Raw genomic sequence first — 24,241 nt, 5'->3', positions numbered from 1 at the left:
ATAGAAAGGGGACGCTAAAAGCATCCCCTTTCCTACCAAACCAAACTTGATACAAACAAATCACTCAAGTTAGCCTTACAGGTCTATCCAATTTCCATCTTTATCCGCGAAAAAAGTTGCAGCGGTCCCATCTTCCAAAGCAAGTTCCAATTTATATTGTTCCTTTTTGCTTACATAGGCTTTCTCAATAGTAGCCGTTGGGTAGTTGGTAGCTACGGCATTACTTACCGCTTCTGGTAGTTCGCTGGTCTCAATGGCAGAGAAATCGTCCTGAACTATGGATACCTTAACGGTAGCCTCTTCAGTTGCTTCACCCTCTTGGGCAAATGCAGTTAAACTTCCTAAGGATAATGCGGCAACAAATAATATCTTTTTCATAATGTTTTTATTTTATTGTATTAGTTACATATAGTATACCTATAGAAAATATAATACCAAGATGTATTTAAGCCACCAATAAAGATCCATAAGACTGACTTACAGCCTATTATGAAGCAACCATGAATTTTGAGCTCTGGGTAATTCTGGGTAGGAATAAGAATAACTGTGTAATAGTTATACACTTTAGGTAGTTAGCCCTAGGATTCTAGCTAAACACTTTGCGCTACTGTACAACTAGACATAAATAATTTAGTTACCTCCTTCCATCTCCAGATAACTACATCGGCTAACAGTTGGCCAATTTTTTCTCCTTATATAATCTCCTGGATAAAGGAGATCTAGGTTTTCCGATTGCAATTTACCCGCCAGCGGCTATATCAAAAAAAAGGGGACGCGCGATGCGTCCCCTTTCATACCAAACCAAACTTGATACAAACAAATCACTCAAGTTATTTCTACTCTTCTATCCAGTTGCCATCTTTATCGGCATATAAAGTTTCTTCAGTACCATCTTCATGTGACACCTTTAACTTATATTGTTCTTCTTTATTCACATAGGCCTTCTCAATAGTGGCTGCAGGATAATCTGTAGCTACTGCATTGCTTACCGCTTCCGGTAATTCGCTAATTTCAATGGCGGTATAATCGTCCTGAACAACTGCTACCTCGGCAGCAGCCTCTTGAGTTACTTCTCCCTCTTGGGCAAAAGCAGTTAAACTTCCTAATGATAATGCGAAAACAAATAATATCTTTTTCATAATGTTCTATTTTAATATGTTCGTTAAACCTACTATACCTATTGAAAATATGATACCAAGATGCGCTTCTATTTAAAAATTCACGCAAATACCTTATCTTCAGCTAGTTACACAATAAAGCCTGAATTTAGATAGTGGGTAATTCTGGGTAGTTTAATGGCCAACTGTATATTATTTATACACTTATAAGTGTAGTAGACATAGAACATTTACCCACTTTATCCTTATATGAAAGCTGGTGTAAATAACTTTGACTTACTTGAAAAATAAAAAAAGGGGATGCGTGCTGCGTCCCCTTTTTTACCGAGATAAACTCGATCCAATCAACTAACTCAAATAAATTCTATAGTTCTATCCAGTTACCATCTTTATCGGCATATAAGGTACCTTCTGTACCGTCTTCTAGGGCCACTTCTAATTTATACTGTTCTTCCTTATTCACATAGGCCTTTTCAATAGTGGCCGAAGGATAATTTGCAGTAACGGCATTGCTTACCGCCTCCGGTAGTTCGCTGGTTTCAACAGCAGAAAAATCGTCCTGTACTACTGCTACCTCAACGGCAGCCTCTTGTGTTATTTCCCCTTCTTGGGCGAATGCGGTTAAACTTCCTAATGATAATGCGGCAACAAATAATATCTTTTTCATAATGTTCTATTTTTATGTCTTAGTTAAACGTGAAATACCTATTGAAAATATGATACCACATCGTAGATTCATCACAAAAAACCCATCAATAGCCCTGCCTACAGGCGTTTACATGATTTTGAACGGAGTTATACCCTCTGGGTAATAATGAGTAATAGTTGCAGGCACTGTGTAAAACGTACACAGTAAAAAGGGGCAACAGTTAATTATCCCACGAATCTTCAATTACCTTAACAATAGAACTATCGTTATCTATATACACCGTGTGAATGGTATCTGCCTCAAAAATTAGATACAATTTATACATCCCAGCATCATTCACAAAGGCATGAAGTAGGGTATAGGTGTTAAACTCCTCAAATAACACTCGTATAATATGGGCGGGAAGCTCGTAAGCTGCTATGGGTTTAAAATTATTTTCCATATCCGACAATTCTTTAATCGGGAGGAAAATCAATCAGGTAGACCTATTAATTTACTTGAAATTTAAAGATAATATCCCACTTTATCTGTTTAAATAATCTTAAAGGTGATTTATTAAACACAACATCGCACCTGCCCCGTAAGAGTTTACCCCACTTCCGGTATTCCCGCTACCCAATAGAATACCCGAGAAGTGGAACCCGTTTTAAGGCTAACGGCAAAGAGGAAGAATCATTTATGGGGTAGGGAAAAAGAAAAGGCCGCAATTATTTATTGCGACCTTAACCAATCTAACCAACTCTACTTCTAGATTTATCTACTTACAAGGCAATCCAGCTGCCATCTGCATGTATATGTAACTCTTCAGTTTCCCCATCGGCGAGGGCAACCTCCAACTTATATTCGTTTACATCATTGATATAAGCTTTTTCCACTACGGCGCCAGGATAGTCTTTTTCCAAAGCTGAGGTTACGGCGTCTGGGAGTGCATCTTTTTCTATTTCAGAAAAATCCTGGGCGTGTATTAGTTCCATGATTCCATCATGAAAAATAGGCGGATTTGCGAATGTGGGACTTAAAGATCCAACGGCCAACGCAGAGGCGAATACTAAATTTTTTATTTCTGATGTCATACTGTTATGTCTTTAGGGTAAATAATCTCTTTGTTCCCAATGTATTATAGGAAAACCGTGCCAACAGCCCCCACCACCCCAAAATCACCCCAAATCACTTAAAATCAGCCTTTTAAACACCTACACCTCTTTTATAGGAGTGTTTAATAGTGTATACAAACAAAAAAAGTGTGTAAGATTTACACACTTTTTACGCCATATAATTTTATAACCTATAACTACTTATTTCACTTGGTGCGAAGGCTTTAACAGATCGTTTACCGTCTTTACAGGATTAAAGGTCGTTAAGGGCACTTCAACAAAAATGGTATTCCAAAAAGCCATGGCCCCATTCCACAATCCGGGCAATTCCAAGGCCTTAAGACTTTTACCTTCCTTGGTTTTTTCCGTGATAAAGCCTTGTTTATCATCTACATATTTTTGTAGATCATATTTCTCTCCTCTATAATTTCGGACCCCACATACCAGATCTACCGGATTAAAATGAGTAGCATTCCCCATAATCTGTAACTGTTCCGGATTTTTGGTATCTACCTGTGCAGATTCAATAATTTGCAAGGATATATGCCCTTGGGCATCCTTCACCCAAAAAGGTCCGCCTCCAGGTTCTCCTTCATTTTTCACCATGCCGCAGATGCGCAGCGGCCTATTAATCTTTTCTTTAAGGCGCTCTATTTGCTCCCCAGTACTATAGGCCTGAAATTCCTTTTGGAAATGCACATTGAGTTCCTCCTCCATAAATTTCTTTATGGTTTCCAATTGCTCCGCACTAAGCTGCTCCTCATCCAATAAACGGGCGTATTCAAATACTTTCTTCTGAAGTTCCAATAGCAATCCGGCAAGAATTTTCTTGTGATTCACCATCACTTCAAAATCCCTAGGAACTACTACATTATCGATGTTTTTAATAAAAATAATATCTGCATCCACCTCGTTTAGGTTCTCTATCAGCGCCCCGTGCCCTCCAGGCCTAAATAAAAGAGAGCCGTCCGCCTCCCTAAAGGGTTTATTATCCATATCCACGGCAATAGTATCCGTAGATGATTTTTGGAAGGAATAGGATACCGAAAAAGACACCTTGGCTTCTGCCGACACTCTTTCCCCAGCCGTTTTAAACTCTTCGTTAAACATTTCCCCATGCTGCTCGGAAATAGTGAAATGCAAAGCTGCCTCGTTATTTACAGACGCATAGGCGGCTGCTTCCTTTAAATGCTCCTCAAAAGGAGTGGCAGTATGGCTCCCATAGTGGTGGAAAGGCAACAGGCCTTTTGGGAAAAAACCGTAATTTAACCCCTCTTCCAACAGCATTTCACGTACAAAAAGATATTTCTCCTCATCCTTGGAGCTGGTCTTGCCCTTTATCTTGTTTTGGATGAGATCATAAAAAGCGAATTTTTTATAACCCTCAAAAAAGGTTGCCACGTCTTTGTCCTTGGTACGATCTATATAGGCCTCCAAACTTTCTTTTTTGGGATCGTAAGCGTCCAAAAAATTAAACATGGCCTTGAACATTCTAGAAGCCGCTCCGGATGCGGGTACAAACTTCAAAAGGGATAAGTTGTTTCTCTCTTCTTTAAAGGTGTCCATCAATTGTTTCTCCCGTGCCTCCGAAAATTTAGAGATCCCATGGGAGACAATTGCCGCTTTTTCCAAACGGACAAAAGGGATGCCCTCTTTAAACGTTTCAATTTGTCCCAATGCTTTTTCTGTGGACACCCCAAGGTTATCCAACTGAACTTTATCTGCTTCAGTCAATTCCATTATTTATCAAGTAGTTGGTTAATACATTTCACTGCCTTAGCTAGGCGTGTTTTTTTATCACCCTTTAATATAACAAAATTCTTGTTATAGCGCTCTAGGGTTTCTTTAAAATACAAAAACATCTGCTCACGCTCATCGGGCTTATCCCGTAAATCATCTTTTTCCCAAGGGATATCTATATATGTTAGTAAATATAGGTCATAAGTGTTCTCCAAGGCATACTTTTCTAGGATGGGATCGCAATAGCCCAGATAATAAACTTCAGAATACACCTTGGTTTCCAACAAATCCGTATCACAGATTAGGACATTGGTAGCTTTTTGGGCCAGCTCGTTCTCCATTTCCATTTGTCCCGCTGCAATAGGCAACAAATCGTGCGGTTCACAGGTCTTTCTTTCATTGTTCCATTTATCTTGGAGGTATTCCCGGGCATATTCGGGGACCCAAACCGTATTATAATGCCTGGCCAATTGTTCGGAAAGGGTGGTTTTACCAGTAGATTCCGGGCCAAACAACACTACCTTAACAACATCCGAGGGTTTTTGTTTAAACTTTTTTTCCATGCAAAGTATCCTAAAACAGCTATTATAGTAAATAAAAAGTATTGAAAGGACGTAAAAATTAAACCTTTGTACCAATAGAGGGGAATAGATATAAGATCCCCTATAATCCAATACGTCCAGTTCTCAATTTTCTTCCGGGCCATTAACCACATGGCCACAAAAAAGATGGCGGTAGTAAAGGTATCTACATAGGCCGTCCAGTTATTCCTTTGATCAAAAATTAGGTACACCAAGGCCACGAAGGCCGCTGCACCGATAAATAGCAAGATAGACCATATTTTCTCCTTGGCCGTTGTTCTACTGATCAATATATAATGCCCATCGTCTTCCTTCCTTGTCCACATATACCACCCATATAGACTCATGGAAAAATAATAGGCATTGATCAACATATCCCCCAATAGGCCAAAAACAATCAGGATATAGACAAATATGCCCGTACTGATTATCCCTGTAGGGAATACCAGAATATTTTCTTGCTTGGAATACCATACACTTAAAAATCCAAAGAACACACCTACCAGCTCTAGCACAATAAGATGGGTGGGGATATCTCGATATTGAGAAAAGAGCCAATCAAAAATAAGCTCCATATCTATGTCGGTAAAGTGGAACAATTACGGGGTCTTTCATCCCTGTATAGCAATTGACATTAAGCAGACCACCCCAAAAGACCGAGGCAGCAAAAGGGGTATTTAGTTGGTAGCGTTCCATTATTCTTGGGTTTTTATGGCATATACACAGGTATATCCTTCAAATTCCAAGAAATTAATATCATAATTGGAAGATTTCCCCTTATATATAATGCTTCCAGTAGTTTGTGAATCGGAGAGGGAAAAGTCTGTAATATCCATATGGTGCAGGAAACTTATTCCCTTTTGGGCGCAAATTTTATAGAGGGACTCCTTGGCACCCCATACAATGGTGAGTTTTCTGATTAAGGCATCGGGGTTGGCCACCGTTTTATACTCCTCCAAAGGGGTATATTTACTGGCAATTTTAAGGATCTTATCCCGTTGCATTTCTATATCGATACCAACTTCTAACCGGTCCGAAACTATGATCCCTGTAAAGTTGTGGGAATGGGTGATAGAGATAAAACGCCCATCCTTTAAGTGGGGCTTTCCAACCTCATCGTAATATAGGTCCTTATCCTCATAACCCTCTTCCGCCAAAAGATGGCGGATACTTAAAAACCCTCTACGGTGCAATTCCGACTTCATTCCTACCAACCGCTTATGACATATAGGGGTGAGTTCTATTCCTTTAGAAAGTTGTGCTTCTGTCTCTTCAACTTTCCAAATCAGGACCTTAACATGGGAATCTACTGTTATTGTTTTGTAAAGAGGCATGGGATTATTTAAGTTATTACTACCTTTGCAACTGCAAAATTGATAATTGCTCCTGTACGAAAGTAAAAATAAAAACGGAGAAGAAATAGGGTAAACTAATTTATTCCTGGTTTGGATATTCTTTTACTGAGTGCCCAGCTTCCCCGACGTACCATTGGAGTCTTTGACCACTAATTTAAAAAACAAAAAATGAGTACTAAAACTATTCCTTACATACCCTATAAAGTAAAAGATATTAGCTTGGCTAGCTGGGGAAGAAAAGAAATTGATTTGGCAGAGGCAGAGATGCCAGGACTGATGTCGCTACGCGAAGAGTACGGAAGTGAGCAGCCCTTAAAAGGGGCCCGCATTGCAGGTTGTTTGCACATGACCATACAAACTGCTGTTTTAATTGAAACCTTAATAGCTTTGGGAGCCGAAGTAACTTGGAGCTCATGTAATATTTTCTCTACCCAAGATCAGGCGGCAGCAGCCATGGCCGAAGCAGGAGTACCTGTTTATGCTTGGAAGGGAATGAGCGAAGAAGAATTTGATTGGGCCATAGAACAGACCTTGTTTTTTGGGGAGGAACGCAAGCCTTTGAATATGATTTTGGATGATGGTGGCGATCTTACCAATATGGTACTAGACAGATACCCAGAATTGGCCAAAGACATTAAAGGTCTTTCCGAAGAAACCACTACGGGAGTACACCGTCTTTACGAGCGCGTAAAAAAAGGAACCCTTCCTATGCCCGCCATTAACGTGAACGATTCCGTAACCAAGTCTAAGTTCGACAATAAGTACGGATGTAGGGAAAGTGCCGTAGACGCTATTAGAAGAGCTACGGATACTATGCTAGCAGGTAAAAGAGTGGTGGTTGCAGGCTACGGCGATGTTGGTAAAGGTACCGCAGCTTCTTTTAGAGGTGCCGGATCTATAGTAACCGTTACGGAAATAGACCCTATTTGCGCCCTACAAGCAGCTATGGATGGGTATGAGGTAAAGAAAATGGAAACCGTTGTTGGGAATGCAGATATCGTAATTACCACCACTGGAAACAAAGACATTATTCAAGCTCAGCATTTTAAGGCGATGAAAGACAAGGCCATTGTATGTAATATTGGCCACTTTGACAATGAGATAGATATGGCTTGGTTAAACGAAAACTACGGTCATACCAAGGATGAAATTAAGCCACAGGTAGACAAGTATACCTTGGATGGAAAAGACATTATAGTGCTTGCAGAAGGCCGATTGGTAAACCTTGGTTGTGCCACCGGACATCCAAGTTTTGTAATGAGCAACTCGTTTACCAACCAAACCTTGGCGCAAATTGAGCTTTGGAACCATAGTGACAAGTATGAAAACAACGTCTATATGCTGCCAAAACATTTGGATGAAAAGGTAGCCGCCCTTCATTTGGCACGTTTGGGAGTGGAATTGGAAACTCTAAGACCAGACCAAGCAGAATATATTGGTGTTAGCGTTGAAGGTCCGTTTAAGCCTGACTACTACAGGTATTAATAACACCCTATCAATAAATTACAAAATCCCTTATATTGATATCAATATAAGGGATTTTACTTTAGGCCATATCCAGAAATACCCTCTTATAAATCGCTCCATGAATATAATTTTAACTGGTGCCACCGGCACCTTGGGTTCCAGAGTACTATTTACCCTTCTAGAAGAAAAACTGCACAGCCTACATACCGTTTACCTCCCCGTTAGAAAAAAGGGCACCGTTTCACCGAAGGACCGGATCCAGAACATGCTCCAAAGTGAATACGCTCCGGAATTCATCCGGAATAACGAGCAGGAAATACATCAAAAGATAAAGGTGATTAATGCCGACGAGCTGTTGCAACCCAAAACTTTTCTTGGATCTCAAAAGATAGACATCCTTATTCATTCCGCTGGCTTTGTAAATCTCTCTACCCTCCCCGCTGCCAAGGACGAAATCTTCAATGAAAATCTGGACTTTACAAAAGCTATTTTTAAGGCCTTTAGCCCATACATCGGGAAGTTTGTATACATCAGCACCGCCTTCGCAATTGGAGACAAGGGAGGCCTGCTAAAAAACGATTACGGCGCTACCAACACCTCTGCCTACAGGAACCATTACGAGGCTTCTAAGCACCAAGCCGAACTCTTTCTAAGAAGCGAAGGCAAAATAAAAAATATCCCCATCCAGATTTTGCGCCCCAGCGTATTGGGAGGCAATATCACTGATGCGCCCCATTTTTTCATTTCCAAGTACATGGTTTTTTACCTATTTGCTAAATTCTTTAAGAATAGCGGGTCTAAGGACCCTGTACGCATAACGACCATCAAGGGCAGCGGATTAAATATTATCCCCACGGATTATGCCGCCAAGGTAATTGTGAAAACATTGGATACCGACATTGAGCAGTTGAATATTGTTCATTCCAAAGATACCGACCTAATGCGGGGCATGACGAAAATTTTTGAGGCGGTAGGCTACAACAATTTTAGCTTCACCCCAGAACCAATTAACGAGCGTTTGGGCTTTCACACTAAGTTGGAGCAATTTTACTATCAGACTATTGGGGTACACCTAACCCCCTACCTTACTTCCAAACCCAATGAATGGGACACCCAGCTGCTGGAAAGCATTTTGCCCATGCCAGCGTATAATTTAGAGGAATACCTATCCAAGACCGTACATTTTGCCATTTCAAAAAACTTTAGAAACCAACAGTGGTAGCCCCCCCCCCGGAAGCAGCTACTCCTAACCAAAAGCCATAAAAAAAACCCTTTTCAAAGAATGAAAAGGGTTTTTTTATATTTTAAAGAGTAAGCGACTAAGCCTCGAAGGGCTCAACGGAAACATACGATTTTCCTTTTGCTTTCTTTTGGAACTTAACAAGACCATCTACTTTTGCATGCAAAGTATGATCCTTTCCTAAATAAACATTTTCTCCAGGATTATGTCTTGTACCACGCTGTCTTACGATGATATTTCCAGCTAAGGCAGGCTGACCACCAAATATCTTAACGCCTAAACGTTTCGATTCTGATTCCCTACCGTTCTTGGAACTACCAACACCTTTCTTGTGTGCCATGATATTTCTGTTTTAATTCTTGTTATTTACTTAAAGCGGCAATTAATTCGGCCTTCTTCATCGAAGAATACCCCTCAATTCCCTGATCTTTTGCCATTTCCCTTAACTCCACTACCGTATTTTTACTTAAATCGGCCTCCGATGCTTCGGATTTCTTGGGAGCTTCGGCTTTTTTAGCAGCTGGTTTGGCTTCCGCTTTTTTCTCGGTCTTCTTCGCTCCAGAGGTAACAATTCCCTCAATTAGCAATTCCGTCAAATACTGACGGTGACCATTTTTAGTTCTGTAACCCTTACGTCTTTTCTTCTTAAAGACAATTACCTTATCACCTTTTAGGTGCTTAACGACTTTAGCCTCAACAGCGGCTCCGTCTATAGCGGGGGCGCCAACGGTGATGTTATCTCCATCTTCCAACAAAAGAACGTTGTCAAAGCTTACTTTGCTTCCTTCTTCGTCTTGCAAACGGTGAACATACACTTTTTGGTCTTTCGCAACTTTAAATTGCTGCCCTGCTATCTCTACAATTGCGTACATAGCTTGTGTTTTAATTTTATAAGAACAAGCCTAACACTATATTAGGCGGCTGCAAATATAAATCTAATTACTTAATCTACAAGCATTTTTTTCACATTTATGCCCCTGTTTTCCTCTTTGGATTGTTAGACCCCTTAAATAATTGCATAAAGGAGAGGGTAAGCACCAAAGTAGTGGCAAAACCCATGATGGCCACCGTAAAGAAAACAATTCCTTCCGAAGTGTTGTAATCCTTAAACCAAACCCTAGAAAGCTGATCTAAAAAACCTAGGTTGATTTCGGTGGCATAGAAGGCAAAGAAAATCGTAAAGATGATAGTAGCCACAAAACCGGTAACAATTCCCGCCGTAAAACCTTTACCGTAATTAAAGGACACCCCCTTTTGCAATTTAAAATACTTGATGGCCTCATAAATACCAAAACCAGTGATTACCGCATTGAACAAGCTGTAAAACACATTGATATGCAAATTAAACAAGGATAAGATTAAAAAATAGGCAATCAACGAACCGCTTGTAGCGATCCCAAACCTAATCGGAAGCGAAAACAGTTTCATAGTTTAGTTTTTTAGGTTATGCATTTAAATTACAGAATTTTTATGATTTAAACACATAAATTAACAAGTAACATCATATTAAAATCTACGAAAATTTCATTTACACCTACCCAGCACTCCATTTTCCGGCTTTATTCACCCCAATCACCCATTAAAAAGCCAAATTCCCCAGCTAAATTCCACGGAACACCCCCACCAAAAATACGCTATGTTTATTAATATAGAATGACACCAACCCACACCTATTTTCGTATATTTGATTTTCATAAAACATATCCAAACCCCTAGGGTCTTTACACCCTTTAACAATTTAATTTTTAAGTATGAAAATGAGTAGATTGATTCTTGTACTTGCCATAATAATGAGCACTGCCTATTCTTGTAAGGAAAGCAAACAAGACAGCTCCCAAATGAAAAAAGTATTGGCCATTCACGATGAGGTGATGCCAAAAATGGGGACCATAGGAAGTTTAATAAGTACGTTGGATGAAAAAATCTCCGAGGGCGACACCACCGAGCAGTACGACACCGCAAGACAAGATCTTAAAGCTGCCCACAAATCCATGATGGACTGGATGAAAAATTTTGGAGAACGCTTTGATGGTGATGAAATTATGAAGGGAAAGTCGCTCACCGAAGAAAAGCAGCAGTGGCTAGATGAGGAAGAGGTGAAAGTAAAAGCCCTTAGAGATCAAATAAACTCTAGCATTAAGAATGCAGAAGACCTACTTGCCAATCCCTAACAGGCAAGTTTTTAACCTCACTTTCCTAAGCGTGCTCCTACACCGGAGCCAAACTAAGGGCTTAAACCCCTATTGATATATACGGAAGTAATTTAAAAAACCTTGAAGTGGAAATTGCAGGCAGCGCCCTAGTTGTTCCACTTCAGGGTTTCCATAATTCTACGGATATCGTTTTGAAGATAAGCCGCGGCCGGCAAAACGGAATCATAATTGGGCTTGGCATGGAAGTAGAGGGACCCAGTTAGGAAGTGACCTGTGCTATCCGTGGCATAAAATTGCGCCTGGGAAGCAGCATTCCCCTTTACCTCATAGTACATACCAAACACCCTGTCCTCCTCATTTACAAATGGCTGCTCCAAGATATTATCGGCTTTCACTACATGCTCATAACTCAACCTCTGGGCATCGGTGAGAAGCTTGTCCAGATTGCCATCCACCTCTTTATAGGTAATAAAAATAGCTCCCTGCATTTGGGGATAATCCAAAACAAAAGAGTGGTTTGTTCGTGATGTTATGCGGGCCATCGCATTGCGATCCAGAGAAAAGTAATCTGCGGAATAGGTCGTGTATTCTGTCTCTGGATACTCCAATCTGAGCTGAGCCTTTGGTTTGGGCAATACCTCCCCCTGGCAAGCAGCCAAAAGTAGTACACCAATAAAACCAGCTATTGTTCTATACATCATTGGGCAGGGTAACTTTAATCTGTTTCAACCGTTTTTTATCCAGGCTTTCCACTACAAATTTGTAGTTCTTAAAACGCACCGTATCCCCCCTTTTCGGGAAGCTTCCGGCAATCTCCAAAACAAAGCCTGCAATGGTTTCGGACTCCCCTTTATTATCTTCAAAATCGTCCTCATCCTGAATCTTTGCTACCTTATATAAATCCCGCAAGGGTGTTTTGCCATCAAATACATAATTATAATCGTCCAACTTAGAAAACACTAGGTCCTCATCATCAAATTCATCACTTATATCCCCTACAATTTCTTCTATAATATCTTCCAAGGTCACAATCCCAGAGGTCCCTCCGTATTCATCCACCACAATGGCCAAGTGATTTTTCATGGACTGAAATTCCAATAAGAGGTCGTCCAACTTTTTATTTTCAGGTACAAAATAAGGCTCCCTTATTAGGGAGACCCAATTTAAGGTCTTGCGATCTATATAGGGCAATAAGTCCTTAACGTAGAGCACCCCAAGCACATTGTCCATATTCTCCGAAAAAACAGGAATCCTGGAGTATCCATTTTTCTTTATCTCGGTTAACACCTCTGGATACTTCATATCCTCCTTCAGCGCAAAAATATCTATCCTTGGTCGCATCACCTGCTTGGTATCTGTATTACCAAAGGATACAATACCTTCCAATATCTTCTGTTCCTCTTTAGTGGTGTCACCCTCGGAAGTAAGTTCTAACGCCTGCGACAAATGATCTACACTTAAGCTTGTTTTTTGTTTCCCCAATTTTTGATAAATCAGGATCGTTCCAGAACGCATGGGCAAACTTAGCGGGGAGAATAGCACATCCAAGACCTTTAATGGGAGTGCCATAAAATGCGCAAAGGTAAATCTATTCCTATTGGCGTACACTTTCGGCAGAATCTCCCCAAACATCAATATTAGGAAGGTAACCACCACTACCTCTACCAAGAAGCGGACAGGAATAATGCCAAAAGCCAAGAATTGCAGGTCCTGAAAAATGATTTTCGCAATCTGATCGAACAGCAAAACCGTTCCAATATTAATGGCGTTATTGGCGATAAGGATGGTGGCCAATAATTTCTTGGGTCTATTTAATAGCTGGACAATAATGTTGCCTTTGGTCGTTTTTTTATCTTCAATCTCCTTCAGATCCGTATGGGAGAGCCCAAAAAAAGCAACCTCCGCACCCGAAACAAGGGCAGAACAACACAAAAGAATAAGAAGAACGATGACCTTTAGGGTTAACGTTACATCCACCGCAATAAAATTTAATAATAAACTATGGGGGTCGGGATCCACTTGTAGGTATCTATTTTAATTGATCTAGAATGGTAAATCATCCTCCTGCTCCGGCACATTACCACTTGCAGGGTTATTTGGCTGCTGCATGGATGAGGGGTCCTGAGGCTGTTCTTGTTGATGTGGCCTAGCAGTATTTGGGTCGCCTCCTCTTTTTGTATTCAAAAAGGTAAACTCCTGCACGTGCACCTCGGTAGCATACCGGGTAGTTCCGTCCTCTGCCTGCCATTGGCGATTTTTCAATCGGCCTTCAATGTACACCTTATCCCCTTTGGATAAATATTTCTCACATACTTCTGCCGCTTTATTTCTCACCACAATATTGTGCCAGTCCGTATTGGTTACCCTTTCACCAGTTTGCCTATTGGTATAGGTCTCATTGGTAGCCAATGGGAAGCGTCCAATACAATTGCCACCTTCAAAATAGTGCATTTTTATCTCGTCCCCTAAATGCCCGATCAGCATTACCTTATTTAATGTTCCACTCATAAATTGATTCTTAGGTCAAAAATACTAAATTTTAAATGCATTTATAAAATCTGCGATCAAAACTGGTACAGGATATTTGTGCAAATCGTCAAATTTTATCCCATCCTTTAAATTGTCCTCTGCACGCACAATCCAAAAGCGGGTGTACAGGTGTTGATGAGACAGTTTATGGACCAGTTGCTTTTCATTATATAGGTATAGCTGGGCGGGCTCTGCTACAGCCACCACCTCGGATAATCTCTTTTCCACCTCAGTAGCCTGAATTTCCTTTTTTGTCTCCAAAAGGGGAAATTCATATAGATTTTCCCAGATACCTTGCCCTCTACGCTGTTGCAACAAGGTACTATTATTTTCATCCACTACCACGAGATAATTGAAATATCGTTTCCTCACCTTATTCTTTTTCACCTTAACGGGTAAACTGCCAATAGCACCGGTAGCCAAGGCAACGCAGCTATCACTTAAGGGACAGCTATGGCATAGGGGTTTTTGGGGCGTACATTGCAAGGCTCCAAACTCCATAATTCCTTGATTGTAATCCTTACTATTATGTACGTCCATTTCCTGCTTTGCCAATTTTTTAAAATAGGAGACCCCAGGTCCGGAATTAATAGGTAGCCCTACCCCAAAATACCGCGCTAGAACCCGATAAACGTTTCCGTCTACCACTGCTTCGGGCCTATCAAAACAAATGGAGGCAATGGCACTAGCGGTATAATCGCCCACCCCTTTAAGCTTTATCAATTCCTGATACGTATCGGGAAATTTTCCGTTGTACTCTTCCGTAATAGTCTTAGCGGTAGCGTGCAGGTTTCTGGCCCTTGAGTAATAACCAAGGCCCTGCCACAATTTTAAAACCTCCTCTTCCTTAGCCGAGGCTAGGGCTTGCACGGTAGGAAACCTTTCTACAAATGTTAAAAAATAGGGAATTCCCTGGGCTACCCGTGTCTGTTGCAACATAATTTCAGACAGCCAAATTAGGTACGGTTCACGGGTCTTTCGCCACGGGAGCGGTCTCTTATGCACGTTGTACCACTCCAAAATAATTCTTGAAAAACTCATTAAACAAGGTATAATTTACAAAAGTAATGGTTTAGCTTCTTAAAATTAAGTTCTTAAGCATTGAAAGATAATATTTAATTCATATATTTGCGTCCCGAAAAAAAACACTTAGAAATATATTAGTTAGCATGACGAAAGCGGAAATTGTAACGAAAATCTCAGATAAGCTGGGCATTGAAAAAGGGGATGTACAAGCAACTATAGAAACCTTTATGGAAGAAGTAAAGGCATCTTTGGAGAGCGGAGACAACGTATACCTAAGAGGATTTGGTAGTTTTATCATTAAAACAAGAGCAGAAAAGACCGGTAGAAACATATCCAAAAACACTACCATTAAGATACCAGCACACAATATCCCTGCGTTTAAGCCTGCAAAGGTTTTCCTAGAAGGAGTGAAAAGTAATGTACTAGTTAAATAAAATAATATTAATCCATAAAACAGACCTTTATGCCAAGCGGTAAGAAAAGAAAAAGACATAAGGTAGCTACTCACAAGCGCAAGAAGCGCAGAAGAGCTAACCGCCACAAGAAAAAGTAGTTGTAGCAACTACTTTTTCTTTTTGCACGTTCATTGACATAGAAATTCTCAAAAGAATTTCGACGGGTTTATACAACCTGTACAAATTATTGTTTAATCATTTATCCCGATCCATCCTTGGGGTGCGATCGCATGGGATAAATATAAATTAATTCAGGTGAATAGAGAATTGATCGTAAGATCTAGTTCCGATGCCGTCGATTTTGCCTTGCTAAAGGAGGGAAAACTCACCGAATTACACAAAGAGGAGGACAGTAACAATTTCTCTGTTGGCGATATTATGATCGCCAAAGTTAGAAAGCCAGTTACCGGCCTTAATGCGGCCTTCGTAAATGTGGGGTACGAGAAAGATGCCTTTCTCCACTACCACGACCTCGGTCCGCAACTCGCCTCTATGTTGAAATTCATAAAAAGCGTTAGCACAGGAAAACTTAAAGACTACTCTTTAAGCAATTTTAAGTTTGAAGAAGATATTGACAAGAATGGTAGCATAAACGATGTTATCAAAGCCAATCAATCCTTGCTGGTACAAATAGTCAAGGAACCCATTTCCACTAAAGGACCGCGAATAAGCTCAGAACTTTCCATAGCTGGCCGTTATTTGGTCATGGTCCCTTTTTCCGACCGTGTTTCGGTCTCTCAAAAAATAGAGAGTAAAGAAGAAAAAGATAGGTTAAAAAGACTCGTGAGGAGCATTAAACCTAAAGGGTTTGGCGTTATTATCCGAACAGTAGCAGAAGGCAAAAAAGTAGCAGAACTAGATAAAGATTTGCAAGGATTACTGGCCAAGTGGACAGCAATGTGCAAAAAAATTCAAAAAGCACCCCATCCATCCAAGGTATTGGTAGAGCTCAATAGAGCTTCCTCCATACTACGGGATGTATTTAACGATTCCTTTACTGGGATTTACGTAGATGAGGAAACGCTTTATGAAGAAGTAAAAGATTATGTGAGTGAAATAGCACCACAGAAAGAATCTATTGTAAAATTGTATAACTCTTCCGTCCCCATTTTTGAAAAATTCGGGATAGAAAGACAGATCAAAACTTCCTTTGGGCGCACCGCCTCCATGAGTAAGGGGGCCTATCTGGTAATAGAGCATACAGAAGCATTACACGTTATTGATGTCAATAGCGGTAACCGCTCCAACAAAGCTAAAAACCAGGAAGAAACCGCATTGGAGGTCAACTTATTGGCCGCATCGGAAATTGCCAGACAGCTAAGGCTCCGCGATATGGGAGGAATTATCGTGGTAGACTTTATAGACATGAGCAAGGGCGAACACAGAAGACGCCTTTTTGAGCATCTTAGAGAAGAGATGAAAGACGACAGGGCCAAACATAAAATACTACCTCCCAGTAAGTTTGGACTGATACAAATTACAAGACAACGGGTAAGACCCGAAATGAAGATTAAAACAAGTGAGGCAAATCCCAACGGCTCTGGCCAAGAGGTGGAAGCCCCAATTGTACTGATAGACAAGATAAATTATGACTTGGAAAAACTTCTAAAAGGGCCGGCAAAGGACAATGGGATTATCTTAAACATCCACCCCTTTATAGCCGCCTATATCCTAAAAGGCTTTCCCTCTATCCGAACCAAATGGTTCTTGGAGCACAAAAGATGGATTAAGATACAGCCTCGGGATGCCTATACTTATCTTGAGTACCGTTTTAAGAATAAAGACGGAAAAACAATTTATTAAAAAAAAGCGACTACCAAAATGGAGTCGCTTTTTTTATTGGCAGCAATTGATATTTTACCATGCCCAATCAAATAACCTTATTCTACCCTTGGGGTAAGCACTATATTTCTAAACTCTATAGGGCCATGATCTCCCTGCAACAATATGGGTCCGGGCTCCCCCTCCCTACTGTCCAGGGCACCACCAGTGATCCCGGGGATAATTCTATCACTGATAACGGTTTGCCCGTTAGCAACCACGGTTACACGCCTCCCTATTAAGGTAATTTCATATTCCTGCCATTCCATGGCCGACTTTGCCACTACCTCAGAGGGCGTAAGAAACCCATATATTCCACTGAATCCTACATCTGAAGGCGCTGCCCCCTTATCATCGGTAATCTGTACTTCATAGCGACCGCGAAGGTATACGCCACTATTACTTCCTTCCGGATACCTAAACTCTAACCGCAATTTAAAATCCGTAAACTTTTCCTCGGTGACCAAATTGGCACCAGGCTCAGGACTTTTTAAGACCCCTTGCTCCACTACCCACTGATTCTCACCCAAGGCATGCCACCCTTTCAGATTTTTTCCATTAAATATATGCTGCGGTTTTCCCCATTTGGCATTTTTCACATAGGCCAGTTCTGGAGCCCTAACGGCTTCCCATTCATAGGTCTTCCCATCGGTATAGACCATAGTACCAGTTAGCACCTCACCATCTAAAACACCACTAAATTCCATATGCCTATTCCCCTCTTCCCACTGTGGGGGAATAGAGAAACTAAATTTCCGATCTTCTATTTTCACTTCCGAAATAGGACGAGCACTTCCCATGGCATACACAAACCTTCCCACTAAAGTACGCGATCCGGAGGGGCGAATCTCCAACCAAGAAGGAAGCTCCTTCCCATCCTGAGAAATTACCATATTCCACCTACCTTCAATAGGATTAATCATTTGTCCATAGGCGAGGGCCCCAAACAAAAGGAGGACCGCACCGGTTAATTTTGATAAAAATTGCATATTAAATACTTTTATTTATTGATAGCGGTAAATATAACCACAAATTTGCCAGCTAACTACACCTCCACATAAAAATCCATACCCTATAAAAGGGCCTTAATAGCGCTTAAACCCGCCATGTTCCCTTCATGGCAGCCACCCAGAACCCCAATTTTCACCTCTATAAATACCCAACTGTTTAAAGAAGAATTACTATTTTGCCTACCTTGCTGCCCCTAGTCCTAAACACGGAAATTGGAATAACACACAACTATTACATATAGAACACCAACGTCCTATTAATTTATTTAAGATAACAAGCACAGCAGCCCCACTCTTACCAAATCCCAAAATCCACAGAAAACAAGGCGTCACCATACCAGAAGTAACCATGCAACAACCGTATAAATCTTACTCCCTTACCGAAGCCACCAAAAAAATGGAACGCTACTGCGCCTACCAAGATCGCTGCCACAAGGAAGTAGTGACAAAACTACGGGAAATGCGTATGATTCCAGAGGCTATAGACCATATCGTGGTACACCTCATCCAGGAGAACTATCTCAACGAGGAGCGCTTTGCCAAAAGTTTTGCACGCGGAAAATTCAACATAAAAAAATGGGGGAAAAACAGAATTACAAACGAGCTAAAACAGCGCGATATTTCGTCTATCAATATTAAGACGGCACTTAAGGAAATAGATCCTGCAGAATACCTTAACACCTTTAATGCGCTGGCAGAAAAACGTTTGACCGAAATTAGGGAGAAAGACGTTCAGAAACGCCGAAAAAAATTAGCAGACTACCTGTTTTACAGGGGATGGGAGAGCCATCTCGTCTTTGAGAAGATAGGGGAATTAATCCCCTTTAAATAATGAAAATTGCCCTATTCAAGAATCCTACGGACATAGAATAGGGCAACTAAATTTTTAATTGAGGTTGAATGACGCTCCAATACTAAACACAAACTGATTGTGCAGTTTTTCTGCTGCGGTTAAATTCTCAGTTTTATATTTCGCAAAAGGAGTCGCAAATTCGCTGTAAATTCCAAATCCATCCGTAAAGAAGTACCGGAATCCCAAATGCCCACCAAAGTTCTTAAGTCCTAAATCCAGCCCAGGATAAATATCCACATTATCCCCCAACTGAAAAACATTACCTAGGTTAGCATTGAACCTTGCTTTCAAATCAATCCTTTGATCAAAATCGGTGCTAACGTTTTCTGCTACGTCCAAAACATACGACGAGGCAACCCCAATAGAAAAGTTTTCACCAAGACCATAGTCGTAGTTAACAACAATACCGGTACCACGATCCTGAAAATTGGCTCCGATCTGCATTTTTTGGTCTCCTGTTCCTTCAAATGCCTGTGCATTGATGGATGCTGCCGTTAAAGCAAATAACATTACAAGCAATAAATTTCTCATAGTTCAATATTATTTTTAGCGTGCAAAGGTACAACTTCTCATACAATCACAATTGTTTTAAACTTTTATTGGTTCGGATAATTGCCTGTTGGTTCTTCCAATCTATCCATTCTTGCCCTTTCATCCTCCGCATCAGATTGTCATAATTCCTCATCACCAACAGGTTGTAAAACGCTTTCCCCAAGTTCTTGGGGTTTCTGGCTACTGCCCGTAGACTCATAGAAAACCCCGGCGTAATATAGCGCATATAATGCCAGTAGCCTTCGGGCATATACAAGACTTCCCCATGATTCAATTCGGTCTTAAATCCGCTTGCATACTGCAAGGCGGGCCACTTTTTAAAGTCGGGATTAGAGAAATCTATACTTTCATGCGTAATGAGGGAATGAGGCACTTTGTACAAATACCGGTTTTCGGTCTGAGGGAAAAGAACCACCTCTTTCTTCCCCACAAAGTGAAAATGGAAAATATTGGCCAGATCAATATCGTAGTGCATAAAGGTGTAAGAATCCTTCCCCCCAAAAAAGAGCATTGGCAAGCCCTTCATTAGTCGCAATCCAAAATCGGGGTACTTAAAATCTTGCTGCAAGGCAGGAACCTCCTTCAATATATTCCAAAGGAAAATACGGTATTTGGTAGGCTCCTTTTGAAGCAGATCAATATACTCGGACATTTTCATACTGGCATGCGGCTCATTAAAACTATCCTTAGAATTAACGGGCCTATCGTCATACAGGGGTACTATCTTATCACCAGCAACCTTCCGCATATAGTCAAAATCCCATTTTTTATAGGCGGGCCAGTCTTCTATACAATTCTGGATCACCACTGGGATCTGCGGTTTAAAGTAGTTGTTTATAAACTCCTCCTTACTTATATTCAATACCCTGGGTATTTCTTTTAATTCCAATACAACCTGGTTATTTAATACATTAACATTCTATATTATACCTAAGCTGAAACGCAGCTTAGCCCTATAAGTCGTTCAACTTGGCGTTTTGCTTAGCCGCCTCGTTCCGTTCAAAGGCATGTCTTGGTCTGGACCAATTACACCTCAGTTCGCTCTTAACTCATTCTGTTTGGGGCTTCCCCTCCTACCTTTCTGAAGCATGCATTAGCCATAAAGGCAAACAAGCTTCTTTAGCTATAGCTTGCAGATACTCCCTGATAAAAGTAGTCGGGACCGGGCTTTCCGCTATATCTTTTATTATTCCCGAGCCTAGCTTCGGGAAATAAAAAAAGGATGTCGCTGCAATCCCTAAGCCATCGTCCATTTAAGCTTCAAAAATAACTTTAAATCATTAGAAACAGTAAAAATCCATTCCCTTTTTCAAATCTGGGAACCCCTACTTTCCCTTTAAATCTAAAAATAAAAGAAAAATAACAGTCCCTCCTATAAGCCATGTAGGCAGGGTAAAATACCTGTATAAATAAAGCATTCCCCAGCTATTCTTTTATTAATATCAGCCTTATTCCCTAAGCCTATGAAAAAAGATTTCTATCTTTACGCTGAGATCACTCACAATCAGCGCTTCTGGCAATTTGTAGGGTAGATACCCACATCACAATTCAGCAACACAGAAGCCTTGAGTGGAAGTTGAAGAACCTTTTCAAAAAACACCCCTAATTACAGTCTTGTTTTTAGTAACGGGAATAGGGATATAAAAGGCCTTGGATGCTTCAGCAAGAAAACGTTTAAACAAAAAAGTATAACTAAAAATGAGCGACAAAAATATATAGGGCTAAGGAATCCCCTTACTTATTAGTAGATATATTGCAATCAATAAATTAGTCTTAAATCCCCCAAATCATGAAAGACCAACTTATATTTGATTATGTAATCCTTGTTGATGACGACACTATTATTAACCATGTTCACGAGCTTCTGATCAACAAACAGCATATCACAAAGAAAATTAAATCGTACTTAAATCCGCTCGAGGCCGTTACCGCCATTCAAGCGCTTCTTTTCCAAGACAATCTCAAGATCCTAGTGCTTTTAGACTTGAATATGCCCGAGATGACCGGGTTCGAATTTTTGGATAAAATTGGGCAATTGGAAAATAAGGCACAGTTACTAGAGGTGTTCATTGTATCATCCTCCATAGACGCCCAGGATATTTCTAAAAGCAATCGCCATCCCCTAGTACGTCAGTATATCCCCAAACCTCTTAATTCCAAGATCATTGCCGGCATAATGAAAGACTACTCACACCTGGCCACCCAGTCCTAACTTATTCAATATTTTACACAGCACCTGCTTTGCCCCCTAGGTCAAGGTTCCCTTAACACTAACCTAATTATAATTTCCCGAATGCCGAGAGCAGTTTTTCCATTAAGGCCCAAACCATCATTCGCTACCATAAAAAAGTCGATCACCAGGAGTTTTGCGATCATTTTTGCGGGGACCTTACTTCTTATCCTTGGATTCTATATAGCCCTTAACCAGCGGGGCTACGATGTTAAAATTATCAATCTTGCCGGGCAACAACGAATGATGAGCCAAAAAGTCCTCAAGGGAATCTATGCCACCCAGGTTTCCGAAAGCCATTTACCTAAATTAAAACAAGACGCAGCAACTTGGCATCAAATGCACCAGTCCCTAGAGAAGAAGGAGTCCCACTTAGAAGCCGCTGTACTTTCTAAAGAGATGGACAGCATTTTTAAAGCCATCACCCCCTATCACCAACAACTCTATGAGATTGCCAAAAAAGCAGACATTGCAGCCCTCACCAATGAGGAATTACAACAAGTAGATGTCTTGGGTCACAGATACGTGTTAGGCATAGACGCCCTAGTTGCCATGCTAGAAAAGGAATTGGCTCTAGAACTTTCCAGGTTTAAGTATATTATCATCCTTTTAACGGGGGTCTTTATTTTACTGATATGGATACTGTACCGCTTCTATGTAAAAGACATCATTGATGCAGTACGACTCCTTTCCAAAGAAAAGGATTTACAGTACCAACACCTCCACGCTATCATGGAAAGCACCAAAAATCAGATTTGGACCATGGATAGGGAATACCGACTAATTTTCCATAATTCTGCCTTTGTGCATCACAGGTCTAAATTTTACCAAAACGCCCCTAAAATAGGAGAGAATATTTTGGACTTCCCCTATGATACTAAGAAACCACAGCACATAAAAGACTATTACGACCGCGCACTTTCCGGGGAGTATTTTTCCATTGAAACAAAGATGGAGTTAGATAGTGAAACCTATTACTACGAACTCACTTTTATTCCCATTAGAGACAAAAGGAATGCAATTACTGGCTGTAGCGTATATCAAAATGATATTACCCAACGCGTAATAACCTTATACAAATTACAGGAAAGCAAAAACTCGCTATTAGAAGCTCAAAAAATAGCCAATATTGGAAGTTGGGACTGGGACCTCACCAATGACAAAATTAAGTGGTCGCAACAACTATACACCATTATGGGGAAGGACGCCACCTCCTTTAATCCCAGTTACAAGACTCTTCTTTCCCAAATACATGAAGAGGACAGGAAAGACTTTAAGAAAACCCTGTGCAGTTCCTTAGACGAGGATGGCGCTTTTAGCCTCTCTAACAGAATACTGCTAGACGATGGCAGCACAAGGTATATGCGGCATATGGGGAAGGCATATTTCAATGAGAACAATGCCCTGGTTCGGGTTTCGGGAACCACCCAAGACCTCACCCTGTTAGAAAAATCCCAGCAACAGATAATCCGTCAATACAGGGAACTACAAAACTTCGTATACATCGTATCGCATAATGTAAGAGGCCCTATTACCACCATTCTAAGCTTATTGCAACTATATGAAGATAGTAGCAGCGAAAAGAAAGAGGACATCATCCAAATGATCCACCAAACTGTAAATAAGCTAGATGGAACCATCAAAGATCTAAACCACTCCCTATCCCTAAAAAACTTTTCCCAAAGCGAATTGGAAAGAATAGAGTTGAAGAAAATTATCGAGGATGTTCTCATCCTAATTTCTTCGGAAATAGAGAGAACAAAGGCCAAGATAGATCTAAACATTGGCCCTTCGGTTCATGTTTATGGATTAAAAAGTTATTTCACCAACATTTTTTACAACTTAATAATCAACTCCCTAAAATATAAATCTAGAGAGAGACCCCTTAACGTTAGCATCAATGCAACTCCAAACTCTTTGGGAGGCACGGAGATCACCATATTGGACAATGGTGCAGGAATGGACCTAAACGACGAGCGCAGAAAAAAAATCTTTGATATGTACGGAAGATTAAGCGGTACGGCTAGCGGAAAAGGTCTCGGACTTTATTTGGTGAAAGTTCAGGTAGAGGCCATGAACGGTTCCATTGAAGTGGAAAGCACTTTGAACAAAGGCACCACCTTTACCCTACACCTACCGTCTTACTCATAAAAACCCCTATAAGCCATCGCTCTCGTATTTAAAACGATAGCCAAGATTGGCCAATAGGCTCCCAAACCACCCTATATGTAGGAGGCTATGCTATATACTACCTACAAGTACACTAACCGAATCACCCCCAAAGCCAGCCGCATTCAGCAGTAGCTTTTTATTTGTTTGGGCTGGTGATCATAGGCTACAAACGGGACGGGAGCAAGCTCTTGGTGCC

General features: G+C 40.7%; 27 protein-coding genes. 8 read left to right on the top strand and 19 right to left on the bottom strand.

The genetic code is table 11. The features are described 5' to 3' along the window. Window positions 1-75: 75 nt before the first annotated feature. From BV214_RS02175 to BV214_RS02135, 9 genes are all read right to left on the bottom strand, one after another. Window positions 76-378 carry a hypothetical protein gene (locus BV214_RS02175; RefSeq protein ID WP_086475823.1) on the bottom strand — a complete coding sequence of 101 codons (303 nt, stop codon included), beginning with the start codon at window positions 376-378 and terminating at the stop codon, window positions 76-78. A gap of 458 nt (window positions 379-836) precedes the next feature. Further along, the gene (locus BV214_RS02170) at window positions 837-1,139 is read right to left on the bottom strand and encodes a hypothetical protein (RefSeq protein ID WP_086475822.1); all 303 of its coding nucleotides are present in this window, start codon (window positions 1,137-1,139) and stop codon (window positions 837-839) included. Between the two features lie 343 nt (window positions 1,140-1,482). Further along, a complete protein-coding gene (locus tag BV214_RS02165) occupies window positions 1,483-1,785 on the bottom strand; it encodes a hypothetical protein (protein WP_086475821.1) in 303 nt (100 codons plus the stop codon). 202 nt (window positions 1,786-1,987) lie between these two features. Next, the gene (locus BV214_RS02160; protein ID WP_086475820.1) at window positions 1,988-2,209 is read right to left on the bottom strand and encodes a hypothetical protein; all 222 of its coding nucleotides are present in this window, start codon (window positions 2,207-2,209) and stop codon (window positions 1,988-1,990) included. 319 nt (window positions 2,210-2,528) lie between these two features. Continuing rightward, the gene (locus tag BV214_RS02155; RefSeq protein WP_223883458.1) at window positions 2,529-2,840 is read right to left on the bottom strand and encodes a hypothetical protein; all 312 of its coding nucleotides are present in this window, start codon (window positions 2,838-2,840) and stop codon (window positions 2,529-2,531) included. A 222-nt stretch (window positions 2,841-3,062) separates the two neighbouring features. Next, entirely contained in the window at window positions 3,063-4,601 is a 1,539-nt protein-coding gene (locus BV214_RS02150; protein WP_086475819.1) for a DUF4301 family protein, read from the bottom strand. Then, on the bottom strand, window positions 4,601-5,164 hold the full coding sequence (locus BV214_RS02145; protein ID WP_086475818.1) for an AAA family ATPase: 564 nt from the start codon (window positions 5,162-5,164) through the stop codon (window positions 4,601-4,603). Before BV214_RS02145 ends, BV214_RS02150 begins: the two co-directional genes overlap by 1 nt. Beyond that, the gene (gene pnuC, locus BV214_RS02140; protein WP_086475817.1) at window positions 5,119-5,757 is read right to left on the bottom strand and encodes a nicotinamide riboside transporter PnuC; all 639 of its coding nucleotides are present in this window, start codon (window positions 5,755-5,757) and stop codon (window positions 5,119-5,121) included. Before pnuC ends, BV214_RS02145 begins: the two co-directional genes overlap by 46 nt. Window positions 5,758-5,877: 120 nt before the next feature. Next, entirely contained in the window at window positions 5,878-6,516 is a 639-nt protein-coding gene (locus tag BV214_RS02135) for a 4'-phosphopantetheinyl transferase family protein (protein WP_086475816.1), read from the bottom strand. A gap of 189 nt (window positions 6,517-6,705) precedes the next feature. On the opposite strand from BV214_RS02135, the gene ahcY reads away from it, so the two are divergent. Together ahcY and BV214_RS02125 are read left to right on the top strand one after the other, a co-directional pair. Next, a complete protein-coding gene (gene ahcY, locus BV214_RS02130) occupies window positions 6,706-8,022 on the top strand; it encodes an adenosylhomocysteinase (RefSeq protein ID WP_086475815.1) in 1,317 nt (438 codons plus the stop codon). 100 nt (window positions 8,023-8,122) lie between these two features. Further along, window positions 8,123-9,226, top strand: coding sequence for an SDR family oxidoreductase (locus BV214_RS02125; protein WP_086475814.1), 1,104 nt, complete (start codon window positions 8,123-8,125; stop codon window positions 9,224-9,226). Between the two features lie 97 nt (window positions 9,227-9,323). On the opposite strand, the gene rpmA is transcribed toward BV214_RS02125, so the two are convergent. The 3 genes from rpmA to BV214_RS02110 all read right to left on the bottom strand — a co-directional run bounded on the left by rpmA (window position 9,324) and on the right by BV214_RS02110 (window position 10,672). Then, on the bottom strand, window positions 9,324-9,584 hold the full coding sequence (rpmA, locus tag BV214_RS02120; RefSeq protein ID WP_086475813.1) for a 50S ribosomal protein L27: 261 nt from the start codon (window positions 9,582-9,584) through the stop codon (window positions 9,324-9,326). Between the two features lie 22 nt (window positions 9,585-9,606). Further along, window positions 9,607-10,116 carry a 50S ribosomal protein L21 gene (rplU, locus tag BV214_RS02115; protein WP_086475812.1) on the bottom strand — a complete coding sequence of 170 codons (510 nt, stop codon included), beginning with the start codon at window positions 10,114-10,116 and terminating at the stop codon, window positions 9,607-9,609. 97 nt (window positions 10,117-10,213) lie between these two features. Then, on the bottom strand, window positions 10,214-10,672 hold the full coding sequence (locus tag BV214_RS02110) for a DUF4199 domain-containing protein (RefSeq protein ID WP_086475811.1): 459 nt from the start codon (window positions 10,670-10,672) through the stop codon (window positions 10,214-10,216). Window positions 10,673-10,995: 323 nt separating this feature from the next. Here BV214_RS02110 and BV214_RS02105 point away from each other — a divergent pair, with 323 nt between their 5' ends. Further along, the gene (locus BV214_RS02105) at window positions 10,996-11,415 is read left to right on the top strand and encodes a hypothetical protein (RefSeq protein ID WP_086475810.1); all 420 of its coding nucleotides are present in this window, start codon (window positions 10,996-10,998) and stop codon (window positions 11,413-11,415) included. 128 nt (window positions 11,416-11,543) lie between these two features. Here BV214_RS02105 and gldD read toward each other — a convergent pair whose 3' ends face one another. Genes gldD through mutY form a run of 4 tightly spaced genes read right to left on the bottom strand, consistent with a single transcriptional unit; the run spans window position 11,544 to window position 14,967 of the window. Further along, window positions 11,544-12,098, bottom strand: a complete 555-nt coding sequence (gene gldD, locus BV214_RS02100; protein ID WP_086475809.1) for a gliding motility lipoprotein GldD — start codon at window positions 12,096-12,098, stop codon at window positions 11,544-11,546. Further along, the gene (locus BV214_RS02095; RefSeq protein WP_086475808.1) at window positions 12,088-13,416 is read right to left on the bottom strand and encodes a gliding motility-associated protein GldE; all 1,329 of its coding nucleotides are present in this window, start codon (window positions 13,414-13,416) and stop codon (window positions 12,088-12,090) included. Before BV214_RS02095 ends, gldD begins: the two co-directional genes overlap by 11 nt. 24 nt (window positions 13,417-13,440) lie before the next feature. Beyond that, window positions 13,441-13,905, bottom strand: coding sequence for a single-stranded DNA-binding protein (locus tag BV214_RS02090; protein WP_086475807.1), 465 nt, complete (start codon window positions 13,903-13,905; stop codon window positions 13,441-13,443). A 24-nt stretch (window positions 13,906-13,929) separates the two neighbouring features. Beyond that, window positions 13,930-14,967 (bottom strand): A/G-specific adenine glycosylase, encoded by a 1,038-nt coding sequence (mutY, locus tag BV214_RS02085; protein WP_086475806.1) that lies wholly within the window; start codon window positions 14,965-14,967, stop codon window positions 13,930-13,932. 128 nt (window positions 14,968-15,095) lie between these two features. Between mutY and BV214_RS02080 the strand changes: the two genes are divergently transcribed. Next, complete coding sequence (locus BV214_RS02080) at window positions 15,096-15,386, top strand: HU family DNA-binding protein (RefSeq protein ID WP_086475805.1); 291 nt, start codon at window positions 15,096-15,098, stop codon at window positions 15,384-15,386. A 276-nt stretch (window positions 15,387-15,662) separates the two neighbouring features. Continuing rightward, window positions 15,663-17,210: an Rne/Rng family ribonuclease gene (locus BV214_RS02075; protein ID WP_086475804.1), complete on the top strand. Its 1,548-nt coding sequence runs from the start codon at window positions 15,663-15,665 to the stop codon at window positions 17,208-17,210. 77 nt (window positions 17,211-17,287) lie between these two features. On the opposite strand, the gene BV214_RS02070 is transcribed toward BV214_RS02075, so the two are convergent. Continuing rightward, window positions 17,288-18,217, bottom strand: a complete 930-nt coding sequence (locus tag BV214_RS02070; protein WP_086475803.1) for a 3-keto-disaccharide hydrolase — start codon at window positions 18,215-18,217, stop codon at window positions 17,288-17,290. Between the two features lie 370 nt (window positions 18,218-18,587). On the opposite strand from BV214_RS02070, the gene BV214_RS02065 reads away from it, so the two are divergent. Beyond that, the gene (locus BV214_RS02065) at window positions 18,588-19,070 is read left to right on the top strand and encodes a regulatory protein RecX (protein WP_086475802.1); all 483 of its coding nucleotides are present in this window, start codon (window positions 18,588-18,590) and stop codon (window positions 19,068-19,070) included. Window positions 19,071-19,124: 54 nt separating this feature from the next. Here the strand turns inward: BV214_RS02065 and BV214_RS02060 are convergent, their stop codons facing one another. Both BV214_RS02060 and BV214_RS02055 read right to left on the bottom strand, forming a co-directional pair. Then, window positions 19,125-19,622, bottom strand: coding sequence for a DUF6646 family protein (locus tag BV214_RS02060; RefSeq protein WP_086475801.1), 498 nt, complete (start codon window positions 19,620-19,622; stop codon window positions 19,125-19,127). Between the two features lie 46 nt (window positions 19,623-19,668). Then, entirely contained in the window at window positions 19,669-20,532 is an 864-nt protein-coding gene (locus tag BV214_RS02055) for a cupin-like domain-containing protein (protein WP_086475800.1), read from the bottom strand. Window positions 20,533-21,432: 900 nt separating this feature from the next. On the opposite strand from BV214_RS02055, the gene BV214_RS02045 reads away from it, so the two are divergent. Both BV214_RS02045 and BV214_RS02040 read left to right on the top strand, forming a co-directional pair. Further along, entirely contained in the window at window positions 21,433-21,855 is a 423-nt protein-coding gene (locus tag BV214_RS02045; RefSeq protein ID WP_086475798.1) for a response regulator, read from the top strand. Window positions 21,856-21,936: 81 nt separating this feature from the next. Next, window positions 21,937-24,024: an ATP-binding protein gene (locus tag BV214_RS02040; protein ID WP_086475797.1), complete on the top strand. Its 2,088-nt coding sequence runs from the start codon at window positions 21,937-21,939 to the stop codon at window positions 24,022-24,024. Window positions 24,025-24,241: the final 217 nt, after the last annotated feature.

It is taken from the genome of Arenibacter amylolyticus (genome assembly GCF_002150785.1).
GTDB classification, from domain to species: domain Bacteria; phylum Bacteroidota; class Bacteroidia; order Flavobacteriales; family Flavobacteriaceae; genus Arenibacter; species Arenibacter amylolyticus.
Note: the sequence above shows the minus strand (reverse complement) of the source record. Positions and strands in the feature narration are given on the sequence as shown.

What these genes read in the sequence shown, in the direction of transcription:
- BV214_RS02175 (WP_086475823.1), bottom strand. Translation starts at nt 378, where the DNA reads ATGAAAAAGATATTATTTGTTGCCGCATTATCCTTAGGAAGTTTAACT.
- BV214_RS02170 (WP_086475822.1), bottom strand. Translation starts at nt 1,139, where the DNA reads ATGAAAAAGATATTATTTGTTTTCGCATTATCATTAGGAAGTTTAACT.
- BV214_RS02165 (WP_086475821.1), bottom strand. Translation starts at nt 1,785, where the DNA reads ATGAAAAAGATATTATTTGTTGCCGCATTATCATTAGGAAGTTTAACC.
- BV214_RS02160 (WP_086475820.1), bottom strand. Translation starts at nt 2,209, where the DNA reads ATGGAAAATAATTTTAAACCCATAGCAGCTTACGAGCTTCCCGCCCAT.
- BV214_RS02155 (WP_223883458.1), bottom strand. Translation starts at nt 2,840, where the DNA reads ATGACATCAGAAATAAAAAATTTAGTATTCGCCTCTGCGTTGGCCGTT.
- BV214_RS02150 (WP_086475819.1), bottom strand. Translation starts at nt 4,601, where the DNA reads ATGGAATTGACTGAAGCAGATAAAGTTCAGTTGGATAACCTTGGGGTG.
- BV214_RS02145 (WP_086475818.1), bottom strand. Translation starts at nt 5,164, where the DNA reads ATGGAAAAAAAGTTTAAACAAAAACCCTCGGATGTTGTTAAGGTAGTG.
- pnuC (WP_086475817.1), bottom strand. Translation starts at nt 5,757, where the DNA reads ATGGAGCTTATTTTTGATTGGCTCTTTTCTCAATATCGAGATATCCCC.
- BV214_RS02135 (WP_086475816.1), bottom strand. Translation starts at nt 6,516, where the DNA reads ATGCCTCTTTACAAAACAATAACAGTAGATTCCCATGTTAAGGTCCTG.
- ahcY (WP_086475815.1), top strand. Translation starts at nt 6,706, where the DNA reads ATGAGTACTAAAACTATTCCTTACATACCCTATAAAGTAAAAGATATT.
- BV214_RS02125 (WP_086475814.1), top strand. Translation starts at nt 8,123, where the DNA reads ATGAATATAATTTTAACTGGTGCCACCGGCACCTTGGGTTCCAGAGTA.
- rpmA (WP_086475813.1), bottom strand. Translation starts at nt 9,584, where the DNA reads ATGGCACACAAGAAAGGTGTTGGTAGTTCCAAGAACGGTAGGGAATCA.
- rplU (WP_086475812.1), bottom strand. Translation starts at nt 10,116, where the DNA reads ATGTACGCAATTGTAGAGATAGCAGGGCAGCAATTTAAAGTTGCGAAA.
- BV214_RS02110 (WP_086475811.1), bottom strand. Translation starts at nt 10,672, where the DNA reads ATGAAACTGTTTTCGCTTCCGATTAGGTTTGGGATCGCTACAAGCGGT.
- BV214_RS02105 (WP_086475810.1), top strand. Translation starts at nt 10,996, where the DNA reads ATGAAAATGAGTAGATTGATTCTTGTACTTGCCATAATAATGAGCACT.
- gldD (WP_086475809.1), bottom strand. Translation starts at nt 12,098, where the DNA reads ATGATGTATAGAACAATAGCTGGTTTTATTGGTGTACTACTTTTGGCT.
- BV214_RS02090 (WP_086475807.1), bottom strand. Translation starts at nt 13,905, where the DNA reads ATGAGTGGAACATTAAATAAGGTAATGCTGATCGGGCATTTAGGGGAC.
- mutY (WP_086475806.1), bottom strand. Translation starts at nt 14,967, where the DNA reads ATGAGTTTTTCAAGAATTATTTTGGAGTGGTACAACGTGCATAAGAGA.
- BV214_RS02080 (WP_086475805.1), top strand. Translation starts at nt 15,096, where the DNA reads ATGACGAAAGCGGAAATTGTAACGAAAATCTCAGATAAGCTGGGCATT.
- BV214_RS02070 (WP_086475803.1), bottom strand. Translation starts at nt 18,217, where the DNA reads ATGCAATTTTTATCAAAATTAACCGGTGCGGTCCTCCTTTTGTTTGGG.
- BV214_RS02065 (WP_086475802.1), top strand. Translation starts at nt 18,588, where the DNA reads ATGCAACAACCGTATAAATCTTACTCCCTTACCGAAGCCACCAAAAAA.
- BV214_RS02060 (WP_086475801.1), bottom strand. Translation starts at nt 19,622, where the DNA reads ATGAGAAATTTATTGCTTGTAATGTTATTTGCTTTAACGGCAGCATCC.
- BV214_RS02045 (WP_086475798.1), top strand. Translation starts at nt 21,433, where the DNA reads ATGAAAGACCAACTTATATTTGATTATGTAATCCTTGTTGATGACGAC.
- BV214_RS02040 (WP_086475797.1), top strand. Translation starts at nt 21,937, where the DNA reads ATGCCGAGAGCAGTTTTTCCATTAAGGCCCAAACCATCATTCGCTACC.